This window comes from Pseudarthrobacter sp. W1I19 (genome assembly GCF_030817835.1).
Lineage (GTDB): Bacteria > Actinomycetota > Actinomycetes > Actinomycetales > Micrococcaceae > Arthrobacter.
This window is the reverse complement of record NZ_JAUSZR010000001.1, coordinates 1,639,907-1,662,491: the sequence shown is the minus strand read 5'-3', so window position 1 is coordinate 1,662,491 and position 22,585 is coordinate 1,639,907. Positions and strand designations below refer to the sequence as shown.

19 protein-coding genes and 1 riboswitch are annotated in these 22,585 nt (G+C 65.9%); of the genes, 5 read left to right on the top strand and 14 right to left on the bottom strand.

All coding sequences use genetic code 11. The features are described from left to right. Nucleotides 1-41: 41 nt before the first annotated feature. Nucleotides 42-149: riboswitch (TPP riboswitch) on the top strand. Beyond that, nucleotides 144-1,970 (top strand): phosphomethylpyrimidine synthase ThiC, encoded by a 1,827-nt coding sequence (gene thiC, locus QF038_RS07715; protein WP_307609607.1) that lies wholly within the window; start codon nucleotides 144-146, stop codon nucleotides 1,968-1,970. Its footprint overlaps the riboswitch before it by 6 nt. 4 nt (nucleotides 1,971-1,974) lie before the next feature. On the opposite strand, the gene QF038_RS07710 is transcribed toward thiC, so the two are convergent. Continuing rightward, nucleotides 1,975-2,709 (bottom strand): alpha/beta fold hydrolase, encoded by a 735-nt coding sequence (locus tag QF038_RS07710; RefSeq protein WP_307609606.1) that lies wholly within the window; start codon nucleotides 2,707-2,709, stop codon nucleotides 1,975-1,977. A gap of 113 nt (nucleotides 2,710-2,822) precedes the next feature. Then, entirely contained in the window at nucleotides 2,823-4,406 is a 1,584-nt protein-coding gene (gene ffh, locus QF038_RS07705) for a signal recognition particle protein (protein WP_307609605.1), read from the bottom strand. A gap of 83 nt (nucleotides 4,407-4,489) precedes the next feature. On the opposite strand from ffh, the gene QF038_RS07700 reads away from it, so the two are divergent. After that, nucleotides 4,490-5,893: a glucose-6-phosphate dehydrogenase gene (locus QF038_RS07700; protein ID WP_307609604.1), complete on the top strand. Its 1,404-nt coding sequence runs from the start codon at nucleotides 4,490-4,492 to the stop codon at nucleotides 5,891-5,893. A 122-nt stretch (nucleotides 5,894-6,015) separates the two neighbouring features. On the opposite strand, the gene QF038_RS07695 is transcribed toward QF038_RS07700, so the two are convergent. After that, nucleotides 6,016-6,354, bottom strand: a complete 339-nt coding sequence (locus tag QF038_RS07695) for a P-II family nitrogen regulator (protein WP_015937412.1) — start codon at nucleotides 6,352-6,354, stop codon at nucleotides 6,016-6,018. Beyond that, nucleotides 6,351-7,709, bottom strand: coding sequence for an ammonium transporter (locus QF038_RS07690; RefSeq protein WP_307609603.1), 1,359 nt, complete (start codon nucleotides 7,707-7,709; stop codon nucleotides 6,351-6,353). The genes QF038_RS07695 and QF038_RS07690 overlap by 4 nt, the downstream gene beginning before the upstream one ends. A 227-nt stretch (nucleotides 7,710-7,936) precedes the next feature. On the opposite strand from QF038_RS07690, the gene QF038_RS07685 reads away from it, so the two are divergent. After that, nucleotides 7,937-9,178: an MFS transporter gene (locus QF038_RS07685; RefSeq protein ID WP_307609602.1), complete on the top strand. Its 1,242-nt coding sequence runs from the start codon at nucleotides 7,937-7,939 to the stop codon at nucleotides 9,176-9,178. Between the two features lie 19 nt (nucleotides 9,179-9,197). Here the strand turns inward: QF038_RS07685 and ftsY are convergent, their stop codons facing one another. From ftsY to coaD, 9 genes are all read right to left on the bottom strand, one after another. Then, a complete protein-coding gene (gene ftsY, locus QF038_RS07680; RefSeq protein ID WP_307609601.1) occupies nucleotides 9,198-10,406 on the bottom strand; it encodes a signal recognition particle-docking protein FtsY in 1,209 nt (402 codons plus the stop codon). Between the two features lie 25 nt (nucleotides 10,407-10,431). Then, nucleotides 10,432-14,016, bottom strand: a complete 3,585-nt coding sequence (smc, locus tag QF038_RS07675; protein WP_307609600.1) for a chromosome segregation protein SMC — start codon at nucleotides 14,014-14,016, stop codon at nucleotides 10,432-10,434. Between the two features lie 137 nt (nucleotides 14,017-14,153). Then, nucleotides 14,154-15,266 carry a hypothetical protein gene (locus QF038_RS07670; RefSeq protein WP_307609599.1) on the bottom strand — a complete coding sequence of 371 codons (1,113 nt, stop codon included), beginning with the start codon at nucleotides 15,264-15,266 and terminating at the stop codon, nucleotides 14,154-14,156. Then, a complete protein-coding gene (locus QF038_RS07665) occupies nucleotides 15,263-16,549 on the bottom strand; it encodes an MFS transporter (RefSeq protein WP_307609598.1) in 1,287 nt (428 codons plus the stop codon). The genes QF038_RS07670 and QF038_RS07665 overlap by 4 nt, the downstream gene beginning before the upstream one ends. Nucleotides 16,550-16,680: 131 nt before the next feature. Beyond that, nucleotides 16,681-17,649 carry a bifunctional DNA-formamidopyrimidine glycosylase/DNA-(apurinic or apyrimidinic site) lyase gene (gene mutM, locus QF038_RS07660; RefSeq protein ID WP_307609597.1) on the bottom strand — a complete coding sequence of 323 codons (969 nt, stop codon included), beginning with the start codon at nucleotides 17,647-17,649 and terminating at the stop codon, nucleotides 16,681-16,683. Nucleotides 17,650-17,653: 4 nt separating this feature from the next. Further along, nucleotides 17,654-18,397 (bottom strand): ribonuclease III, encoded by a 744-nt coding sequence (gene rnc, locus QF038_RS07655; RefSeq protein ID WP_307609595.1) that lies wholly within the window; start codon nucleotides 18,395-18,397, stop codon nucleotides 17,654-17,656. A 21-nt stretch (nucleotides 18,398-18,418) separates the two neighbouring features. Next, nucleotides 18,419-18,622, bottom strand: coding sequence for a 50S ribosomal protein L32 (gene rpmF / locus QF038_RS07650; protein WP_009356569.1), 204 nt, complete (start codon nucleotides 18,620-18,622; stop codon nucleotides 18,419-18,421). 36 nt (nucleotides 18,623-18,658) lie between these two features. Next, complete coding sequence (locus QF038_RS07645; protein ID WP_307613428.1) at nucleotides 18,659-19,183, bottom strand: DUF177 domain-containing protein; 525 nt, start codon at nucleotides 19,181-19,183, stop codon at nucleotides 18,659-18,661. Between the two features lie 123 nt (nucleotides 19,184-19,306). After that, nucleotides 19,307-19,807, bottom strand: a complete 501-nt coding sequence (coaD, locus tag QF038_RS07640; RefSeq protein ID WP_307609594.1) for a pantetheine-phosphate adenylyltransferase — start codon at nucleotides 19,805-19,807, stop codon at nucleotides 19,307-19,309. Nucleotides 19,808-19,850: 43 nt separating this feature from the next. On the opposite strand from coaD, the gene QF038_RS07635 reads away from it, so the two are divergent. Continuing rightward, nucleotides 19,851-21,080, top strand: a complete 1,230-nt coding sequence (locus tag QF038_RS07635) for an aminotransferase class I/II-fold pyridoxal phosphate-dependent enzyme (RefSeq protein ID WP_307609593.1) — start codon at nucleotides 19,851-19,853, stop codon at nucleotides 21,078-21,080. Beyond that, nucleotides 21,080-21,868, top strand: a complete 789-nt coding sequence (locus tag QF038_RS07630; protein ID WP_307609592.1) for a spermidine synthase — start codon at nucleotides 21,080-21,082, stop codon at nucleotides 21,866-21,868. Before QF038_RS07635 ends, QF038_RS07630 begins: the two co-directional genes overlap by 1 nt. A gap of 25 nt (nucleotides 21,869-21,893) precedes the next feature. Here the strand turns inward: QF038_RS07630 and rsmD are convergent, their stop codons facing one another. Beyond that, on the bottom strand, nucleotides 21,894-22,556 hold the full coding sequence (gene rsmD, locus QF038_RS07625; protein WP_307609591.1) for a 16S rRNA (guanine(966)-N(2))-methyltransferase RsmD: 663 nt from the start codon (nucleotides 22,554-22,556) through the stop codon (nucleotides 21,894-21,896). Nucleotides 22,557-22,585 lie beyond the last annotated feature (29 nt).

Sequence of the window (22,585 nt, the reverse complement as noted above, 5' to 3'; positions counted from 1 at the left end):
GGATGTGACACGGCCCTTTCGAAACAGCTGTGGTAGCTTCTTGGTGACCACACGGGTGCCCTTGCAGGGGCTGAGATCGGGCTGACGCAGCCTGCGACCGTTGAACCTGTCCGGGTAATGCCGGCGAAGGAAGTGAGTATTCCTTGAGTACACCAAATGCACAGCTTAACCCTGCCCAAATTCAGGCCGATGGCCCGTCCGGAGGCCAGGACCAGCCACCCGTCACGCAGTCGCTGAAGTCCCATTCCCTGGCGTTTGTCGAAGATGCGGCAGCCGGGATCCGGGTGCCGGTCACGGAAATCGAGCTGGCGGATTCACCGAACGGCCAGCCCAACGGGCCGTTCCGGGTCTACCGCACCGGCGGTCCGGGCAGTGATCCGGTCCGCGGCCTCACCCCGTTCCGCGCGGAGTGGATCGAAGCCCGTGGTGACACGGAAACCTACAGCGGACGCGGGCGGAACCTGCTCGACGACGGCCGCTCTGCCGTCCGCCGCGGGGCGGCGAGCGCCGAGTGGAAGGGCGGGCGGCCGGTGCCCCGCCGCGCCGTCGACGGCAAAACCGTCACGCAGATGCGCTACGCACGGCAGGGCGTGATTACCCCGGAAATGCGGTTCGTGGCACTGCGGGAGAACTGCGATGTGGAGCTGGTCCGCAGTGAAGTGGCTGCCGGCAGGGCCATCATTCCGAACAACATCAACCACCCGGAGTCCGAGCCGATGATCATCGGCAAGGCGTTCCTGGTGAAGATCAACGCGAACATCGGCAACTCGGCCGTCACCAGTTCGATCGCCGAGGAAGTGGACAAACTGCAGTGGGCCACCCAGTGGGGCGCGGACACCGTGATGGACCTGTCCACCGGCGACGACATCCACACCACGAGGGAATGGATCATCCGCAACTCCCCGGTGCCGATCGGAACCGTCCCCATCTACCAGGCACTGGAGAAGGTCAACGGGGAGGCGAACGCACTGACGTGGGAGATTTTCCGAGACACCGTCATTGAGCAGTGCGAACAGGGTGTGGACTACATGACCATCCACGCCGGCGTCCTTCTCCGGTACGTGCCCCTGACGGCCAACCGCGTAACGGGCATCGTGTCCCGCGGTGGTTCAATCATGGCCGGCTGGTGCCTGGCGCACCACCAGGAAAACTTCCTCTACACGCACTTTGACGAGCTCTGCGAAATCTTCGCCAAGTACGACGTCGCCTTTTCCCTGGGTGACGGCCTGCGGCCTGGGGCGACGGCGGACGCCAACGATGCCGCGCAGTTCGCCGAACTGGACACGCTGGCTGAGCTCACCCAGCGGGCCTGGGAATACGACGTGCAGGTGATGGTGGAAGGCCCCGGCCACATCCCGTTCCATTTGGTCCGCGAAAACGTGGAGCGCCAGCAGGAACTGTGCAAGGGTGCTCCGTTCTACACGCTGGGGCCGCTGGTCACCGATGTGGCCCCCGGCTATGACCACATCACCTCGGCCATCGGCGCCACCGAGATCGCCCGCTACGGCACCGCCATGCTGTGCTATGTCACGCCGAAGGAACACCTGGGCCTGCCCAACAAAGATGACGTCAAAACCGGGGTGATCACCTACAAGATCGCAGCCCATGCCGCAGACCTCGCCAAAGGCCACCCCGGCGCGCACGAACGCGATGACGCCCTGTCCAAGGCGCGGTTCGAGTTCCGCTGGCGCGATCAGTTCGCGTTGTCCCTGGACCCGGTGACGGCCGAGGCCTTCCATGACGAAACGCTGCCTGCCGAGCCGGCCAAGACGGCCCACTTCTGCTCCATGTGCGGCCCCAAGTTCTGCTCCATGCGGATCAGCCAGGACATCCGGGATGAGTACGGTTCAGCGGCGGCGCAGGCGGCACTGGCCGATGCTGCGGCGGGCATGCGCGGGAAAAGCGAGGAATTCCTGGCGGCCGGCGGCAAGGTCTACCTTCCGGAGCTGAGCGTCCCCTCCGGCAGCTGACGCCTCAGGACGCCCAGGGTGCCTGCACCCTGCCCACGTCCCGGATGAAGGACCGGATGATGCGGTCCCCCTCCGCGGAGTCGTGGGGCCGGTGCCCTCCCGCCGCTGTGCGGTGCAGGGCGCCGGTCTCCCGCAGGTACCCGGCGATCTCCTCGTAGAGCGGCTCCCATCCGCCGGTGAGGACCAGGGTGGGCACGCCGGGGACAATGTGCAGCGGCGCTTCCCAGGCCGGGGCCTGCAGCCGGAGCCGCCTGGCGGAACGCTTTTCCTCGACCGTGGCGGGCTGTTGCAGGTCGGTGGCGTAGACGCGACGGACGAACTCGCGCTGGAAGTCCTGGTCGCTCATCTGGTTCCGCGCATCGAAGAGCGGCTGCATGAGGCCGATGTGGGCCGCAGTGGCCGGAAGTTCGGCGGTGAGCGACAGGCATGCCGGTTCCACCAGCGTCAGGGAAAAGACGAGATCAGGGCGTTCGACGGCGGCCATCATCGCTGCGACAGCACCCTGGGAATGTGCCACGACATGCCCTCCGGCGGCGCCCCGGCCGTCGTCGGCCAGCGACCGCAGGACGACCCTGGCGTCCTCCTCGAAGGATGATTCAACGGGCTCGGCCACCGGATCATAGCCGTGGCGGCGGAGGAACAAGGCATCGTAGGACAGTGCCATCCCGTGCTGGCGTGGCCAGGCCGCGGAGCCGAAGCTGCCGGCACCGTGCACGAACACTACCCTCTGCTTGAACATGACCCAACCCTATTCCACGGCACTGACTTCCCCGGGGAACCATCCCAAGTGACTCGCAGTTGACGCACTGAAAAGCGCATTTGATTGCTTCAACTGCCAGTCAGTTGGGCGGGCTACTTGCCGAGGAACTTGTCGAAGCCCTTGGGCAGGTTCAGCTGCGTGGGATCGAAGTCGCCGGATTGCTGGCCGAACGCGGCGCCGGTGGGAAGGGCCTTGGCAGCGTTGGCGCGTCGGGCCTCGGCGTCCTTGCGCTCCTGGGCAGCCTTGGCCGGGTTGCCGGACTTGGCCTTCTTCTTGGGCGCGTTCTTCGCATTCTTCCGGGCGCTGCCGCCGGCACCGGGAAGCCCCGGCATTCCGGGCATGCCCGGCATGCCGCCCTGGGCCATCTTCTTCATCATCTTCTGGGCCTGCGCAAAACGCTCCAGCAGGCCGTTGACCTCGGAAACGTGCACGCCGGAACCACGGGCAATGCGGGCGCGGCGCGAACCGTTGATGATCTTCGGGGCCAGGCGCTCGTGCGGTGTCATGGACCGGACGATGGCTTCGACACGGTCAATTTCACGCTCGTCGAACTGCTCGAGCTGCTGGCGGATGTTCTGCGCGCCGGGCATCATCATGAGCATTTTCTTCATGGAGCCCATGTTGCGGATCTGCTGCATCTGGGCCAGGAAGTCCTCGAGGGTGAAATCCTCCTGGTCGGCGAATTTCTTCGCCATCCGGGCAGCTTCGTCCTTGTCCCAGGACTTCTCGGCCTGCTCGATGAGCGTCAGGACGTCGCCCATGTCCAGGATGCGCGAAGCCATCCGGTCCGGGTGGAAGAGCTCGAAATCGTCCAGGCCTTCGCCTGTGGACGCAAACATCACGGGCTTGCCGGTGACCGACGCGACCGAGAGGGCCGCACCGCCGCGGGCGTCGCCGTCGAGCTTGGACAGCACGATGCCGGTGAAGTTGACGCCCTCGTCGAAGGCGAGGGCCGTGTTCACGGCGTCCTGGCCAATCATCGAGTCAATAACGAACAGGACTTCGTTGGGCACGATGGCCCTGCGGATCTGGCGTGCCTGCTCCATCATGTCCACGTCGACGCCGAGGCGGCCGGCGGTGTCCACGATCACGACGTCGTGGAGCTTCTGGCGGGCTTCCTCGACACCGGCGCGGGCAACCTGAACCGGGTCCCCTGCCGGGTGCTCCAGCTCGGAGGACGTGGCTCCCGGGTGGGGCGCGAAGACCGGTACCTTGGCCCGCTGGCCCACCACCTGGAGCTGGGTGACAGCGTTGGGGCGCTGCAGGTCACAGGCCACCAGCAGGGGGCTGTGGCCCTGGGACTTCAGCCACTTGGAGAGCTTGCCCGCGAGGGTGGTCTTGCCGGCGCCCTGGAGGCCGGCCAGCATGATGATGGTGGGGCCGTTCTTGGCCAGGCGGATCCGGCGGGTCTCGCCGCCTAGGATCTCCACGAGTTCCTCGTTGACGATCTTGACGATCTGCTGGCTCGGGTTCAGCGCGCCGGAAACTTCGGCACCCAGGGCGCGTTCGCGCACCCGGCTGGTGAATTCACGGACTACGGGAACGGCAACGTCCGCGTCCAGGAGGGCGCGGCGGATCTCCCGCACTGTGGCATCAACATCGGCCTCAGTGAGGCGGCCTTTGCCGCGGAGATTTTTGAAGGTTGCTGTCAACCGGTCAGAGAGTGAATTGAACACGTGCCGTGCACTTCTTTCAGTGGATGATCGGGACTCGACTATCTAGGGTACCAAGCCGGCCCGCAAGGTGGCATGCTGGCGAAATGACGAGCCAAACAACTGTAAGAACCCTGCTCATCCTCGGCGCTTCCGGAGACCTCACCGGCCGGCTGCTCCTCCCGGGCCTCGCACGCCTCGTGGCAAAGGGCCGGGCGGCAGGGCTGCGGCTGGTCGGGGCAGGCTCCGATCCCTGGACACCGGAGCAATGGCGGGACAGGGTGCATCAGTCGTTTGCCGGGTCGGCGGAGTCCGCGGACCCCGAGGGACAGAAGGCGCTGGCGGACCTGGAAAAGGAAACCGTGTACCACCAACTGGATGTCACTGCCGATGGCGCCCTGGCCTCTCTGCTCGCCACCCTCGAGGGCCCTGCCGCCGTCTACTTCGCACTGCCGCCCCGGATCAGCCAACTGGCCTGCGAGACGCTCCGCCCGGAGCAGGTTCCGGCAGGCACCCGACTGGTGATGGAAAAGCCCTTCGGTTCCAGCGAAGAATCCGCCCGTTCGCTCAACCAGACCCTGGGGCGCCTGGTCCCGGAGGACCACATCCACCGCGTGGACCACTTCTTGGGCAAGGCCACGGTGCTGAATATCCTTGGCCTGCGGTTCGCCAACAACTTCCTGGAACCGGTCTGGAACCGGCATCACGTGGAAAAGGTGGAGATCATCTTCGACGAAGACCTCGCGCTGGAAGGCCGGGCCCGCTACTACGACGGCGCAGGCGCACTGCGTGACATGATCCAGAGCCATCTCCTGCAGATCATGGCCCTGATGGCCATGGAGCCGCCGTCGACCATCAGCGAACGGGACCTGCGCGACGCCATTTCCACGGTACTGCGCGCCGGCAGCGTCCCCGCCGCCTACACGGAGTCCACGCACCGGGCGCGATACACGGCCGGCACTGTGGGAGGCAAGGACGTTCCGGATTACGCAAAGGAGGACGGCGTGGACGCCTCCCGCGGGACCGAAACCCTCGCCCAGATCCAGGTGCGAATCGATAACTGGCGCTGGAAGGGCGTCCCGTTCATTCTTCGGTCCGGCAAGGCGATGGGTGTGAAGCGCAAGGAGGCCGTGGTGACGTTCCGCCCCGTCCCCCATCTGCCCAAGGGCTTTACCGGGGTGGACTCGCCGAACCAGCTGCGGATCGGCTTCGGACCGGACACCCTCGAGTTCGACGTCGATGTGAACGGTCCGGGCGAAATCCTCAGCCTGTCCCGGATCACACTGGAGGCGGAGCTGAGCGCCTCCGAGCTCCTGCCCTACGGTGAAGTCCTTGAGGGTGTGCTCACCGGTGACCCTCTGCTCTCCGTGCGGGGCGATACCGCAGAGGAGTGCTGGCGGATCGTCGAGCCGGTGCTGAAGGCATGGCAGCAGGGCAGCGTCCCCATGGATGAGTACGACGCCGGGTCGGCCGGGCCGGCGGGCTGGTCCAGTACCGCGCGGGCAGAGTAGGCCGCGGGCGGCGCAGGCGGCCGCTCCGGGCCTAAACCAAACAAAAGAGCGGGCAGGGGACCTTTCGGTTCCCTGCCCGCACTTTCCATCTGCTGGCTTAGCCTGCCGGTAGGAGAAGCTGCCTAGATGGCGGCGACTCCGCGTTCCCCGGTACGGACCCGGACTGCTTCGAAAACGTCCATGGTCCACACCTTGCCGTCCCCGGCACGTCCGGTGTTCGAACTGGCGATGATGACGTCCAGGATGTCATCAGCCTGCTCGTCCGTGGCCAGGACTTCCACCCGGATCTTCGGCAGCAGGTCCACGTTGTACTCGGCTCCGCGGTAGACCTCGGTGTAGCCGCGCTGCCGGCCGTAGCCGCTGGCCGCGCTGACCGTCAGGCCCTGTACGCCGTAGGCTTCCAGTCCTTCCCGGATGGCTTCGAGCTTTTCCGGCCTGACGATTGCGGTGATCAGTTTCATGCCCCCACGCTTTCCTTGCCTGTTGCTGATTCCTTCTTCGGCGCAGCAGCCGCTTCAGCCGCCGGCACGCCTTCCTGCTGGTTCTTGCCCGTGATCAGGTCGTGCAGCGGCTGGAAGCTTCCGCCGTGGCCGCTTACACCGAACTCGTAGGCAGTCTCGGCGTGCAGGCTGAGGTCCACACCCACCGTTTCCTGTTCCTGCGAGACGCGGAAGCCCATGGTCTTGTGGATGGCCAGGGCAATGATGGCCGTGAGGATGGCAGAGTAGGCAATAGCAATTCCGGCTGCTGCGAGCTGTGCCCACATCTGGGTCATGCCGCCGCCGTAGAACAGGCCGCCGCCTACACCGTCGGTGGGCAGTGCGATGAAGCCCAGGGCAACCGTGCCGATGATGCCGGAGACGAGGTGGACGCCGACGACGTCCAGCGAGTCATCGAAGCCCCAGCGGAACTTGAGTCCCACGGCCAGGGCGGAGGCCACACCGGCTACCACGCCGAGGCCGAGGGCGCCGACGGGGCTGACGTTGGCGCAGGCGGGGGTGATGGCCACGAGGCCGGCAACAACACCGGAGGCTGCGCCCAGCGAGGTGGGGTGGCCGTCGCGGATACGTTCGGTGACGAGCCAGCCGAGCATGGCTGCCGCCGGGGCTGCAAGCGTGTTGATCCAGATGAGGCCGCCCTGCTCAGCCGTGGTGGCGGCGCCGCCGTTGAAGCCGAACCAGCCGAACCAGAGGATGGCTGCACCGAGCATCACGAACGGAATGTTGTGCGGGCGGTGGTTCGGGTCCTTGCCGAAGCCCTTGCGGTTGCCGATGATGAGGACCAGCACCAGTGCCGCGACGCCTGCGTTGATGTGGACCACGGTGCCGCCGGCGAAGTCAATGGCGGGTCCGAGTGCCTGGCCTACTGCACCCTCGGGGCCGAACAGTCCGCCGCCCCACACCATGTAGGCCAACGGGCAATAAACCAGCGTGACCCACACGGGGACGAATACGGTCCAAGCGCCGAACTTCGCGCGGTCCGCGATGGCACCGCTGATCAGTGCGACGGTGATGATCGCGAAGGTGGCCGCGTAGCCGACCTTGATCAGGCCGTCAGGGGTGTCGATCCCCTCAAGGCCGAAGGTGGCGAACGGGTTGCCCACAATCTGCAGGAATCCTTCGCCGGAGCTCATGGAGGCACCCCAGAGAACCCAGACAACGCCCACCATGCCGATGGAGATGAAACTCATCATCATCATGTTCAGTGCTGCCTTGGCACGGGTCATGCCGCCGTAGAAAAATGCCAGACCGGGTGTCATGAACAGCACAAGGGCTGCCGCCACCATGATCCAAACGTGACCTGCGGTAAGTTCCATGGTGCACGTCCTCTCTCATCGAATCTTGCGGAAGTCCTCCGCCTGCCAACGCCTTTTTGCGTCCTGTAAAAAGTGTGTCGTCGGCGTGTTTCGCCTGCGGAGGATTTAGATTGCCGGCCTGTTACAACAACCTCTAGGAAGTAAATGGTGCATATCGCGCTTGTTACGGTTGTGTTTCACGATTCCCGCCGGCCCCCGGCCCTCCCACTGCAAGGATTCAACGCACCATGACGGCAGCACCCCGCGGAAGCGGCGCCACTGCAAGGATCCTGTCCCGCCTTCGGCCGCAGCGGGACCCTCTTCCGCGGGACATCAAGGTGATGCTCGTCGCAGCGTTCCTCATTGCGCTTGGCTTCGGGCTTGTTGCGCCCGTATTGCCGCAATTCGCCACAACATTCGGGGTGGGCAACACAGAGGCTTCCGTGATTGTTGCGATCTTCGCGTTCATGCGGCTGGTGTTTGCCCCCGCCGGCGGGAGCCTCATTGGCAAGCTCGGGGAACGGCCGGTCTACGTGGCGGGGCTGCTGATCGTGGCCGGGTCGACGGCGGCCTGCGCCTTCGCCCAGGACTACTGGCAGCTTCTGCTCTTCCGCGGTCTCGGCGGCGCCGGCTCGGTAATGTTCACGGTGGCGTCGATGGCCCTGGTGATCCGGTTGGCACCGCCGGAGAGCCGCGGCCGGGTTTCCGGGGCCTATGCATCAGCGTTCCTGGTCGGCAACGTGTGCGGTCCCATTGTTGGCGGACTGCTGGCCGGCTTCGGCCTGCGGATCCCGTTCCTGGCATACGCCGCGGCACTGATTGTTGCCGCGCTGGTGGTGCAGACACAGCTGAGCCACCAGCGCCGCGGTTCCGCGGAAGCACAGCAGCGCGCACCGGAGATGAACTTTGGCCAGGCTTTGGCAACCGGGGCGTACCGGGCCGCGCTGACATCCAGCTTCGCAAACGGTTGGGGCACCTTCGGCGTTCGGATGGCTACCGTTCCGCTGCTGGCCGCTGCCGTCTTCGGCGCAGGGCCGGAGGCCGCGGGGCTGGCGCTGGCCGTGTTTGCAGCAGGGAACGCCGCTGCGTTGACCTTTTCCGGGCGCCTGGCGGACAGCATGGGACGCAGGCCCATGATGATCGCGGGGTTGCTGGTGGCGGGAGCCGCCACTGCCGCCATCGGCTTCGCTGACCAGCTCGCGTGGTTCCTGGCCGCCTCAGCGGTGGCCGGCGTCGGCTCCGGGCTGTTCGGGCCGGCCCAGCAGGCGGCCGTCGCGGACGTGATCGGCAACGAGCGGTCAGGGGGCAAGGTGCTGGCGGTGTACCAGATGGTGTCCGACGTCGGCGCGATCGTTGGGCCTGTCGTGGCAGGTCTGCTGGCGGACCGGCTGGGCTATGGCTGGGCTTTCGGTGTCACCGGCGCGGTCATGGTGGTGGCAGCCTGCGTGTGGCTGGGAACCAAGGAGACCCTCAGGCCCGCCAAGGCATGAGGGTCTCCGGCGAGGCCAGCTAGTTCAGGAGGGCGTCCACAAACGCTTCAGCTTCGAAGGGTGCAAGGTCGTCAGCGCCTTCGCCCAGCCCGATGAGCTTGACCGGAACGCCGAGGCTCCTTTGGATGGCGACGACGATGCCGCCCTTGGCTGTACCGTCCAGCTTGGTGAGGACGATACCCGTGATGTTGACCACCTCGGAGAACACACGCGCCTGGTTCAGCCCGTTCTGGCCGGTGGTGGCATCGAGCACCAGGAGGACCTCGTCCACCTCGGCCAGCTTCTCGACAACCCGCTTGACCTTGCCGAGCTCGTCCATCAGGCCAACCTTGTTCTGGAGCCGGCCGGCGGTATCGATCATCACGACGTCAACCTCCTGGTCGATGCCGGCCTTGACCGCTTCATAGGCAACCGAGGCGGGGTCGGCGCCGTCGATGTCTGACTTGACGGTTGGCACACCCACCCGCTGGCCCCAGGTTGCCAGCTGCTCGGCGGCGGCGGCACGGAACGTATCGGCGGCGCCCAGGAGCACGTCCTTGTCCTCCGCCACAAGCACGCGGGCAAGCTTGCCCACGGTGGTGGTCTTGCCGACGCCGTTGACGCCGACCACCATCATCACGGCGGGCTTGTCGTCGTGCCGCTGGACATTGAGGGTGCGGTCCATGGTGGGATCAACGAGCTTGATGAGTTCCTCGCGGAGCAGCACCTTGACCTGCTCGGGCGTCCGCGTGCCCAGCACCTTGACGCGCTCACGCAGGGCATCAACCAGCTGCATGGTGGGTTCGGTGCCAAGGTCGGCAAGGAGGAGGGTTTCCTCGACTTCGTCCCAGACGCTTTCGTCGATCGTGTCGCTGGACAGCAAGGCCAGAAGCCCCTTGCCCATGATGTTGTTGGAACGGACCAGCCGTTCGCGAAGGCGCATGAGCCGGCCTGCCACCGGAAGCGGCGTCTCGACGGGGATGAGTTCCAGCCCCGCGGCATCGTCCGGGACCGTGGTGGTGTCGAGGTCCTCCACGTCCACCGTGCCGGTGGCTTTGGCATCCGTTGAGGTGGCCGGCCTGTCCTCGACGGCCGTGCTGCCGCCGAGGGGCATCACAGGATCGTTGGCATCCCGGGTGCCCGGGTATTGGTTGATGTTTTTCCGCGTCTTAAGCAGGACCGGAATCAGCCCGCCAATAACCGCCAAGGCAGCAACAATGGACAAAATTATGGGGAGGATGTCATTCACTCCCCTAGCTTCTCATACGCCCTGCCTACACTTCCGCGCCCAGGCGCTGGCTGATCACGGTGGAGACGCCGTCGCCCCTCATCGTCACGCCATACAGGGCATCGGCCACTTCCATGGTCCGCTTCTGGTGGGTGATAACAATCAGCTGGCTCGATTCCCGGAGCTCCTCAAAGATGGTGATGAGCCGGCCCAGGTTGGTGTCATCAAGGGCAGCCTCCACTTCATCCATCACGTAAAACGGCGACGGGCGGGCCTTGAAGATGGCCACCAGCAGCGCAACGGCGGTCAGCGAGCGCTCACCGCCGGACAGGAGCGAGAGGCGCTTGATCTTTTTGCCGGCAGGGCGGGCCTCCACCTCGATGCCGGTGGTCAGCATATCGGCCGGGTCCGTGAGCACCAGCCGTCCCTCGCCGCCGGGGAAGAGCCTGGCAAAGACCCGGACAAACTGCGCCTGGGTGTCTTCGAAGGCTTCGGTGAACACCCGCTGCACGCGGTCATCCACTTCCTTGATGATGTCCAGGAGGTCCTTGCGGCTGGCTTTAAGGTCCTCCAGCTGTGTGCTGAGGAACTGGTGGCGCTCCTCGAGCGCGGCGAATTCCTCCAGCGCCAGGGGGTTGACCCGGCCCAGGCTGGCCAGATCGCGTTCGGCCTTGCGGAGCCGTTTCTCCTGCTCCTCGCGAACGTAGGGCTTTCCTTCGACAATCTCTGTTCCGCCGGCATCCACCGGGGCGCGCAGGGCCGCCCATTTGTCGCCGCTTTCTTCGGCCGGAACCGGAACGGGCACGTTGGGCCCGTAGTCCGCCACCAGGGCGTCCGGAGTAATTCCCAGCTCATCAATGGAGCGGCTTTCGAGGGCCTCGATCCGGGCCAGCTGCTGTGCGCGGGCCAGCTCATCCCGGTGCACGTTGTCCGTGAGCTCGGCGAGTTCCCGGGCGAAGGTGTCGTTCGCTGTCCGGAGGTGCAGCAGTTCACGGTCCCGCTGTTCGCGGTTCTCCTCCGCGAGGTCGCGTTCGTGCCGCGCGAGGTCCACGGACACATCCATGCACCGCAGGGCCAGTTCGACGGCGGCTCCGACTGCCGCCGCGCGCTTCGCCTGGGCGCGGCGCCGGCGGGCGCGTTCCGCTGCTTCCTCGCGGGCGCGGCGCTCCGTGGCTGCCGCACGCTCCAGTGAGGCCACACGGTTTTGCGTGGCGGCCAGTTGTTCCTCCGCACTGCGAAGCGACAGCCGGGCCTCCACCTCGGCGGCCCGGGCGGCGGATGCGGCCACGGCCAGGGCATCACGATGCTCCGTGGAAGGCTCCTGCTCCAGCGGCGCTTCCTGGGCAGCTGCCAGCCTCGCGGCCACAGCGGCGAGCGCTTCCTCCTCCGCTGCGACATTTTCTTCGGCCCGGGCCAGCGACGCCGCGAGCCTTTCGCTTTCACCCACGGCGCTGCGAAGGACGGAGTTGAGGTGTCCCAGGCGTTCGGCGACGGCAGCGAGCCGTGCATCCGATTCATGCAGGCGGTCGAGGGCGGCGTCGGAACGTTCCTGTGCCCCGGACCGCCGGGCCTCAGCGCCGGCAAGGGCGAACCTGCTCCGCTCAAGCTCAGCCGTGACGGCTGAAAGCCGGCCTTCGGCGTCGTCCACTGCCGCCTGGACTTCCAGGAGCGAGGGCGCCTTGGCTGATCCGCCCGTGACGGATACCGCTGTGAAGATATCCCCAGCCCGGGTGACCGCGGTGATCGCTGGATGGGCTGACACCACGGCGGCGGCCGCCTGGATATCGGCGACGACGGCGGTGCTGTCCAGCAGGCTCCCCACAGCAGGACCGAAGGCGCCGGCGTTCGTAATGAGACTTGTGGCCCACACGGCTCCCTCGGGGAGGGACGGCGGACGGTCCCCGGATCCGGACGTGGCACCCGCGGAAGCCAGCAGGAGCGACGCGCGGCCGGCGTCGTCATCCTTAAGGACCTGAACCACAGCGGCTGCTGTTTCCCCGTCCCGGACCAGCACCGCCTCCGAGGCCTCCCCCAGCGCAGCGGCTATTGCAGATTCAAAGCCGGGTTCCACGGTGAGTTCCGCGGCGAGGGTTCCCAGCACTCCGTCCAGGCCTGCCTGGAGGACGTGCCCTGCGCCGTCTTTCCTGGTGAGCCCAAGTTTCAGGGCGTCGAGGCGCGCCGCGAGGGCATCACGTTTCCGGATTCCCTCGCTGACGGCGGCGGTCAGCGAGGAGATGTCCTGCAACACCGCGTCCAGGGCCTCGCTGGCGGCCTCGTACTCGGCATCAAGGGATTCCTCGCCCTCTTCGACCCCTGCCACCTGGTTTTCCAGCGCGGTGAACTCGGATTGGGCGCGGGCGCGGCGCTCCAGCCCGGCAGACTGGGATTCCCGTAGCCGGCCCAATTCGGCCTGCGCGGATTCCACCCGTGACCGTGCAGCGGAGACCTGCCCGGCGAGCCGTGCCAGTCCTTCACGCCGGTCGGCGGCGGCCCGCAACACTGCTGTCAGCCGCTTGTCTTCGGCCAGCGCTGCGGCTTCGGCGTCCGCCTTTGCTGCGCTGGCGGTCTCCAGGGCGCTGCGCTTGTCCAGGATGTTGCGTTCGAGTTCTGCCAGTTCTTCCCGGACCCGGGCGGCCTGGCGCTCCAGCTGTTCGGGATCCCGGCCGGCCGGGGCGGGCTCGGTGGAACCGAGCAGGCGACTGCGTTCCTGGGCCAGCGATCCGAGGGAGCGGAGCCGCTCGCGCGAGGCCGTCAGCCGGTACCAGCTGTCCCGTGCGGCGTTGAGTTTCGGCGTCGCCTCGGCGGCGAGCTGCTCCAGGGCGGCCTGCTGCCGGCGGCTGGCCTCAAGTTCCTGTTCGACGGCGGCCCGCCGGTTTTTCAGGGCGGCTTCGTCGGCGACGTCCTGCTCCAGGGCCTGTTGCAGCTGGACAAGGTCGTCCGCCAAAAGCCTTGCCCTTGCGTCACGGACGTCGAACTGGACGCGCTGGGCCCTGCGGGCAACCTCGGCCTGTTTGCCCAGCGGGGTCAGCTGGCGCCTGATTTCTCCGGTGAGGTCGGTGAGTCGCTGCAGGTTGGCCTGCATGGCCTCGAGCTTGCGCACAGTCCGTTCCTTGCGGCGCCGGTGTTTGAGGATGCCGGCGGCTTCCTCGATGAAACCGCGGCGGTCCTCCGGGGTGGCGTGCAGGACCCTGTCCAGCTGGCCCTGGCCTACGATGACGTGCATCTCGCGGCCCAGGCCGGAATCGGACAGCAGCTCCTGGATATCGAGCAGGCGGCAGCTTGCGCCGTTGATGGCGTACTCGGATCCGCCCGCCCGGAAGAGCGTGCGCGAGATGGTCACCTCGCTGTACTCGATGGGCAACGCACCGTCGGTGTTGTCAATAGTCAGCGAGACGTGGGCACGCCCCAGTGGTGGCCGGCCCGAGGTTCCCGCGAAGATGACATCTTCCATCTTCCCGCCGCGCAGGGTCTTGGCCCCTTGCTCCCCCATGACCCAGGCCAGGGCATCCACCACATTGGACTTGCCCGAGCCGTTCGGGCCCACCACGGCCGTGACCCCGGGTTCGAACTCGAAGGTGGTGGCGGACGCAAAGGACTTGAACCCCCGGACGGTCAGGCTTTTGAGGTGCAAGGCTTTTCGGATCTCCTGGATGGCGTTGGGCGAATGCTTCTTCCCTGCACCAAATCTACTGTGTTGCAGCGCAATGCCCCGGATTTACCGGCCGTTCCCGCCGTATCCGGAGATCTGCCGGGTACGGCGGCAGACCCTCAGCGCACCACTGCCGGCGACCATGCGTGTTCGATGAACAACCGGGGAGCCGCTCCGGCTTCGGTGGAAATTGCCCACACATCGCTGTCCTGCCCCGTGTCGTCCCTTGGTACGCCGTAAGCAACGGTGTTGTTGTCCAGCCATTCCAGCTGGTCATCAATGTCACGCTCCTCACCCAGGACTGTTTCTGTGCCGGCTGCGAGGTCCAGCACGGCGATGTTCCGGCGCCCCACCAGCGTGCCGGTGGTGCTCTTCTTAAAAGCGATGCGGCTTCCGTCCGGTGAAATCGAGGGGCACTCAACCCCTGACGCCACCACCGTCAGCGTCCTGGCGGTAAGGTCGCCCCGGACCAGCCAGATGTGGCCCTGCGATGATGCCGTGGCGTAGAAACCAGCGGGGTCACCGGGCGCAAAGGTGACGCCCCAGATATTCCGGTCAGAGGCCTTAATCCGTGTTCCGTCTAAAATCAGCGAAAACTCTTCAAGGTTGCCATGGACGGCGCCGTCCCTACCACGGATAACGGTTTCGGTGGAGAAGCCGGCGGAGGCATAGGAATGTCCGGCAACAAAAACCGTTGTGGCGATCAGCGAATTGTCTCCGCTCAGCCGTGTCCTGCTGGGGATGCCGCCCAGTGCCCAGGCATCGAGGCGCCTCAGCGACGAATCGTAGGTTGCGGCCTCGTATTTTGTAGGAACGTCGTTGATGGTCTGGAGGCAGCTGACCACTTCCTTTGAGGCGTAGACGCGGTCGCAAGGTTGACCGCTCAAGGCCCGCTCGCCGGAGGGATCGGCCAACGCGACAGTGGCGGCCTGCCCGTAGCCCCGCCCGGGCGCAGTGTTGCGGAACATCACGAAAGGCTCCGCCGGCAAGGATGTGGCCGAAACCACCCTTACCGTTGATGCGGCTTCCCGGCCCGCCTGCTCCTGCTGGAAAGCCGACAGTCCGTAGGCTCCTGCCCCGGCCAGGACCAGGGTGGCCACTGCCAGCAGGAGCGCCAACCGCCGTCGGCTTCCCGTGCCTGGTGTTTCAAGACCGGTGCTGCCGTGGCCATGCGAGGCATTGGCGCCAGGGTTGCGCCTCCTTGTGGCAGCGTCTACGCGGGTCCTGCTCACGGTGTTGCCGTCCTTCCGGCCGGGCCGCGAAGGACGATCGCAGCAGCTGGGACTGCCAGCGTCAGCAAGCCTGCGACGCAGGCCGCCGCGGCCCCAGGGCCCAGCAGGTACCAGAGGAGGCCGAAGCAGGCTGCCGCTGCCGTCCTGCTCAGTGCCACCACGGTCTGCGCGGTGCCCAAGGCAGTTCCCAGCCGTTCCGGCGGCGCCAGTTGACTGACCAGGGCCGAGAGCACGCCGTCTGTGGCGGCGTAAAACAGTCCCAGCAGCACCAGGCAGCCAAGCGTGGCGGCAGTCCCGCCCAGCGGAAGTACCGCCAGCACGTAGCACGCCAGGAGCGCCACGTGGCCGACCAGAAAGACTTGGACCCGCCCCCACCGGTCAGCCAACCGGCCCAGCGGAACTGCGAAGACCAGGAATGCAACGTTCGTTCCAACGTAAAGGAGCGGAAACCACTGGACGGCAAAGGCCTCCCGGTCCTGAAGGAGAAGATAGACAAACCCATCGCCGATGGTGAGCAGGCCAAGCAGCGCGGTGACCGCTGTAAGGCGGGCCAGACCCTGCTCCTTGAGGCGCGGCCACTTCAGCTGGGACCAGCGGAACGCGGGCCGGGACCTCTCTTCGCCCTCCCGTGCCGAAAGCTTCAGTTTGTCCGGCACCACAAGCACCAGAACCGCCACGCCGATGATGGCGAAGGCCAGGGACACGACAAAAACCGTGCTGAACCCGTTGGGTATCAGCATCAGGATGAGGAAGGCGATCAGTGGTCCGGCGGCCGCACCGATGTTGTCCAGCATTCGGTGAATCCCGAAGGACCGGGCCAGGTATTCGGGCTGTGCGGAAGCCGATATGAGTGCGTCACGGGGAGCCGTCCGGATCCCCTTTCCGATCCTGTCACCGGTGACGGTCCCGGCGATGGCCCAGAAGCCACCGGCGAAGAGAAACCCGACCCTGGCCACCATGGACAGCCCATACCCTGCCACCGCCACGCGTTTGGGGTGTCCCGTACGGTCGGAGACCCATCCCGCCCCGATCCGGACAATGGCACTGGCACCTTGGTTGATGCCGTCTATGACACCAAAGGCTATGGTGGACAGCCCCAGAAATCCTGTGACATACAGCGGAAGGACCGCCGCGACAGACTCCGAGGAAACGTCGGTCACCATGCTCACGATGCCGAGCCAGATGATCACCGGGGACAACCTGAAGGCTGTCAGGCCAGCGTGGCCGCCTGTTTCCTGCAGGTCCTGCTGGCCGCCTTTGCGGTCCGACATCGAGATGTACAAGGGCTGCCCGTTCCTTTTGTGCGGCAAGGGAGCCATGCGCGGGCGTGCTGCGCTTGGCCTTCATCGACAAAGTTTCGCAGCCGGGTCCACATTGCGGAACCGAAGAATCCGCAGAATATGCGGCCGGCGGACTACCAGCGGCCGTTGCGGGGACGGGGCTGGCACACCGGGCAGGTGTGCGAAGAGCGGTTCATGAACTGGTCGCGCCGTATGACTGCATGGATTCCCGCAGCGGCACACCGCCGGCACGGCTGGCCCTCCCGGCCATAGGCATTGAGAGACCTGTCGAAGTACCCCGAGGCGCCGTTGACGTTGACATAGAGAGAGTCGAAGCTTGTCCCGCCGGCGGCCAGGGCATCGAGCATAACGTCACGGGCGCTGCCCAGCACCCGTTCCGCTTCGGACCGGCGGAGGGTGTCCGTGGGCCGGGCGAAGTGGAGGCGGGCACGCCACAGGGCTTCGTCGGCGTAGATGTTGCCGATGCCCGATACGAGGCCCTGATCCAGCAGGGCCCGCTTCAATCCCGTTTTACGCTTGCGCAAACGGCGGTAGAAAAGATCGAACGAGAAGGCGGGGTCCAACGGATCGCGGGCGATGTGTGCCGCTTCCTCTGCTATCAGGGGCAGCGGCGATTCGGCGAGGCCGCCAGGGCCGCCGTCGTCCGTGGGTACCAGTGAGGTGACGAACAGGCCGCCGAAGATCCGCTGGTCCACGAACCGCAGCTGTTCGGGCATGCCGCCATTGGGGCTGAGCCGGAACCGCACCTTGAGGTGCTTCTCGTCCGGGACATCCGCGTCCTGCATGAGGAGTTGGCCGCTCATGCCAAGGTGGGCCATCAGCGCGACGGCGGGACGCCCGTCCCCTGCCGGGTCTTCAGCGGTGCCGGCGGTTGCGTCGAGCAGCGGCATCCAGAGGAATTTCCCCCGGCGTACGACGTCGGCGACTGTGGCCCCTTCGAGGTTCCCGACGAAGTCCGCCGTCCCGAGCACGTGGCGGCGGATGGAGCGTTCGTCCAGGACTTCCACGGATTCGATGGTCCGGCCGCGCACCCAGCTCACCAGGCCGCGGCGGACCACCTCTACTTCGGGAAGTTCGGGCACAGCGCTACTTGGCGGCTATGGAACCGGCGGACTTGCCCCCGGTGGCGGAAGCCGCAGCGTTTGAAGCCGCAGTGCCGGAAAGGGCCCGCCAGGCGTCAGCAGCAGCTTCCTGCTCCGCTTCCTTTTTGGAGTGGCCGGTTCCCCGGCCGTACGCCGTGCCGCCGATGTGCAGGACTGCGGTAAAAACCCGCGCGTGGTCCGGGCCGGAGCCCTCCACCGCATAGTGGATGGTCCCAAGCTGCCGGCTTGCCGCAAGTTCCTGGATGCTGGTTTTCCAGTCGGTCCCGGCGCCAAGGGCGGCAGCGTCTTTGAGTAGGGGCCCGATCAGGCGCATCACCAGCTGGCGGGCCGTCTCGATGTCGTTGGACACGTAGGTGGCACCGATCAGCGCCTCCATGGTGTCGGCAAGGATCGACGCCTTGTTTTTGCCCTCGGTGAGCTTTTCACCCTGCCCAAGGTAGATGTAGTCGCCAATACCCAGGCTGCGCCCGATGCCGGCAAGGGCACGGGTACTGACCACGGCCGATCGGCGCTTCGCCAGATCACCTTCGGGCAGGTCCGGATTGTCCCGGTACAGGGCGTCCGTCACGGAGAACCCCAGGATGGAGTCGCCCAGGAATTCCAGCCGCTCGTTGGTGGGGATGCCGCCGTTTTCGTAGGCGTAGGAACGGTGTGTGAGCGCAAGACGAAGCGTCCCGGCGTCAATTGAGACACCGAGACGCTTCAAAAGCTCTTCAGTTGAAGACATCATGTCAGCCTGAGGGGCCGATTAGACGTCCGCGACCTTGCGGCCCTTGTACTCAAGGAACAGCGCGGTGCCGGCCGAGTCGGTGACGACCTTCGCCTGGTGCGGCAGGCTGTAGGTAACCTGGCCGTTCTCCACGGTCTTCACCAGGTGGGGGGCGGTCGCCTTCCACTGCGAGCGGCGGGCGCGGGTATTCGAGCGAGACATTTTCCGCTTGGGAACAGCCACGGCTAACTCATTTCTCTCTAGACAAACACGTACAAATCAATTTTGCCGGTCAGGCTTAGCCATATCAGCTAGGGCAGCCCAGCGAGGATCCAAGACCTCGTGGTGGTGCCCCGGCTCGTCTTCCAGGCGAACTCCGCATTCGGAGCAAAGGCCCTGGCAGTCTTCCCGGCACACCGGCTGGAACGGCAGATTGGTGACAACCGCGTCCCGCAACACCGGTTCAAGATCGATTACATCGTGCTCGACTCGACGTTGCTCTTCATCATCTTCTTCGTCCGAAAGCTGTACGCCCTCATAGAAGAAAAGTTCTTGCACATTGACCTCAAGGTCATACGCAAGGGGATCCAGGCATCGGCCGCATTCACCGGTTACTTCGGTGAGTGCGGTTCCGGATACCAGAATTCCTTCGTGTACGGCCTCAAGCCTCAGATCCAGCTCGATTTCCGAGCCTTCCTGAACACCAATGAGCGCCACACCAAGATCACCCGGTGCGGGTACATGTTCCTTCAGTGTCCGCATGCTTCCCGGACTGCGTCCGAGGTCCTTGACGTCGAACGCCAGGGGCGAACCAGCATCTCTTTTAATGAGAACTCCTGTTGAACATATGACCGACGTACCATCTTAGCCTGAAGAGCCGCGGGGACTCAAACCAGCCAGCGGGGACCGCCGAAGTACCTGACAAGCCTACCCTCTTGGCTGCTGATCGTCCGCCGACCCGCCCGCCAGCATCCTCCGATGCACTGATCTGGGAACGTAATCGGAGACGCTGCCGCCCAGGCCCGCGACTTCCTTGATCAAGGTGGAGGACAGGTGGATGTAATGTGCCTCGGCAGGCAGGAAGACCGTTTCCACTCCGCTCAGCTGCCGGTTCATCGTGGCCATGGGCAGCTCGTAGTCGAAGTCGGAGGACGATCTAAGGCCCTTGACGATGGCTGACACACCCCGCTGCCGGCAATACTCTGCGAGCAGCCCTTCGCCTACGGGTTCCACCACGATGCCCTTGAGCGACGCGAGGGTTTCACGGGCCATCTCCAGCCGCTCCGCGAGCGTGAACATGTACTTCTTGGCCGGGTTGGTGGATACCGCCACGATGACTTCATCAAACAGGCTGGCCGCCCGGGCAATAACCTCGAGATGGCCGTTGTGGATGGGGTCGAAGGATCCGGGGCAGACAGCGCGTCTCATGCTCCGAACCTACCCCATGGAAAGGCCGGGATACCATGACTGGATGCATCCACCACGGGAAGTTTCCACCCCCATGGCCCCTGCCCCCTGGCAGCGGACCGCGCTCGGAGCCAACCTCCTCGGACCCGATGGCGGGCTGGGCGTGACCATCTTCGAAGAGATGACCACCCTCGCGGCGCAGACCGGTGCCATCAACCTGGGGCAGGGCTTTCCGGACGAGGACGGTCCGCTGGAGATCAGGGAAGCTGCCCGCGCCGCCATCGCCGCCGGCATGAACCAGTACGCGCCCGGCAAGGGCATCCTGGAACTGCGCGAAGCGGTGGCTGCGCACCAGGAAAGGTTCTATGGCCTCACCCCTGATCCGCAGACCGGGGTGATCATCACCACCGGCGCCACTGAAGGCATCGCCGCCGCCCTGCTGGCTTTCACCGGCCCCGGAGACGAGGTCCTGACCTTCGAGCCGTTCTACGATTCCTACGGCGCTGTGATTGGGCTCTCCGGCGCCACCCACGTCACGGCTCCGCTGCTGGCCCCGGACTTCATGCCGGACCCGGCCGCCCTGGAAGCGGCCTTCAGCGGGCGGACCAGGGTGGTGCTGCTGAACAACCCGCACAACCCCACGGGCGCGGTGTTTCCCCGGAGTGTCCTGCAGCGCGTCGTTGACCTGGCCCGGAAGCACGACTGCCTGATCATCACCGACGAAGTGTATGAACACCTGACTTTTGGTCCCCGCCACGTGCCGGTGGCTTCCCTGCCCGGAGCGGGTCACCGTACCATCACCATCTCCTCGGCCGGCAAGACATTTTCGCTCACAGGCTGGAAGATCGGCTGGGTGACGGGCCCGGAGGACCTGGTGTCCGCTGTCCGGACGGTCAAGCAGTTCCTCACCTACAGTTCGGGCACCCCGTTCCAAGCGGCCATTGCCACCGGACTGGGCCTGCCGGACGCCTTTTACGATGGTGTTGCCGCCACGCTGCAGCGCAAGCGGGACATTCTGAGCGAAGGGCTGAGGGCGGCAGGCTTCGATGTCTACTCCCCGCAGGGCACGTACTTCGTCAACGTCGATACGGCGCCGCTGGGAATCCACGACTCCGTGGACCTGGCCCGCAGGCTGCCCGGACTGGTGGGCGTTGCCGCGATCCCGGTCCCGGTGTTCTGCCACCCGGAAGGGGCAGAGAGGACACGCAGCCTGCTTCGTTTTGCTTTCTGCAAAAGGACGGAGGTCCTTGAGGAGGCCGCAGCCAGGCTGGCAACCCTTGGCGGGCTGGTTTGATGCAGGCAGGCAGCGGGCGGGGTGCGGCCCGGTTCCTTCGCACCAGTGGACAGCATGCATCCATCGAGCCGGATGCTTTCACCGGGGGCGGCTACGTGCTCAGTATCGGCGGGGCAGAACAGTCCCACGTGGACCTGGCGCGGCCTGACCACATTTTCTACGAGTACCTGAGGCGGATCGGGCATCTGGTGGACCTGGCGGCCCCCGCAGGAACGCCGGTCACGGCGCTGCACCTGGGAGCAGGCGCCCTGACACTGGCCCGCTACATCCAGGCGACCAGGCCAGGATCCATTCAGTACACGGTGGAGCTGGAACGGGAACTTCTCGATTTCGTCCTCCGGCAGCTGCCACTCCCTGACGGGACAGACCTGCACGCCATCATCGGAGACGCCAGGGACGCACTCACGGAGCTTGATCCCGGACTCCGCTTCGACGTCGTCATCCTGGACATCTTCTCCGGCCCGGCGGCCCCCGCGCACCTTGCCTGCACAGAGTTTTACAGCGAGCTGAGGCAGCGGCTGGCCCCGCAGGGTCTCCTGATCGTGAACGTGGGGGACGAACCTGGCCTCACCCTGGTCCGCAGCCAGGCCGCGGCGATGCGGCGCGCAATGGGGGACGTCGCCGCTGTTGCTGAAGCAGGCATGTTCGACGGCCGCTACCCCGGGAACATCATCCTGGCCGGCACCCAAACATCCTGGCCCGCGGGCTGGTCTGAGGAACTGACCGCCCGGGGGCCCCATCCGGCCAGGGTCCTGGCCGGTGTGGACCTGGACGTCCTCGCGGCCTGATCAGGCGTCCCGCCGGAACAGTTTCCTACCGGCTGCTGCCGTCCGCCTCAACGGAACCGGAGCCGCTCCCGTCCGCATCCACGCCTTCGGCAATCAAGGCGTCCGGGTCGACGGCGTCAGGGACAAAGGGCTCAGCGAACCACAACCTGGTTTCGCCGTACTTCTTCTCCGCGAACCGCGCCAGCCTGACCGGCCACGCAGGCTCTGGCGAGCGTGACGACCTCTCCACCACCACCACGGCCGCGGGAGCCAGGTGGCCGGCCAGCTTTTCGAGCACCGCGGCCAGGGCCACCTCCTCCAGGGGATAGGGCGGATCCAGGAACACCAGGTCCCAGGCTGCTGCGGCAGCGGCGCGCTCAAGGAATGGCTCCACCTTGGACCGGTGGACCGTTACGGCTTTTCGGCCCAGGACCCCGTTAATGAGGTCGGCGTTGCGCTGGCACACAGCACTCGCCTTCGCATCGGACTCCACCAGGTCCACGGTTTGGGCTCCCCTGCTGCCACTCTCCACACCCAGGGATCCCGAACCGGCGTAGAGGTCCAGCACCCTGGCACCGCTGATGACGTCAAAGGCCTCGAGCCGCGAGAATAGTGCTTCCTTGACACGGTCTGTGGTGGGCCTGGTCAGGGAGCCAGGGACAGCCTGCAGCGGTGTGCCGCCTGCTGCCCCGGAAATGATCCGGCTCACTGCGCGCCTCTGCTTCCGCCGGCGCGCAT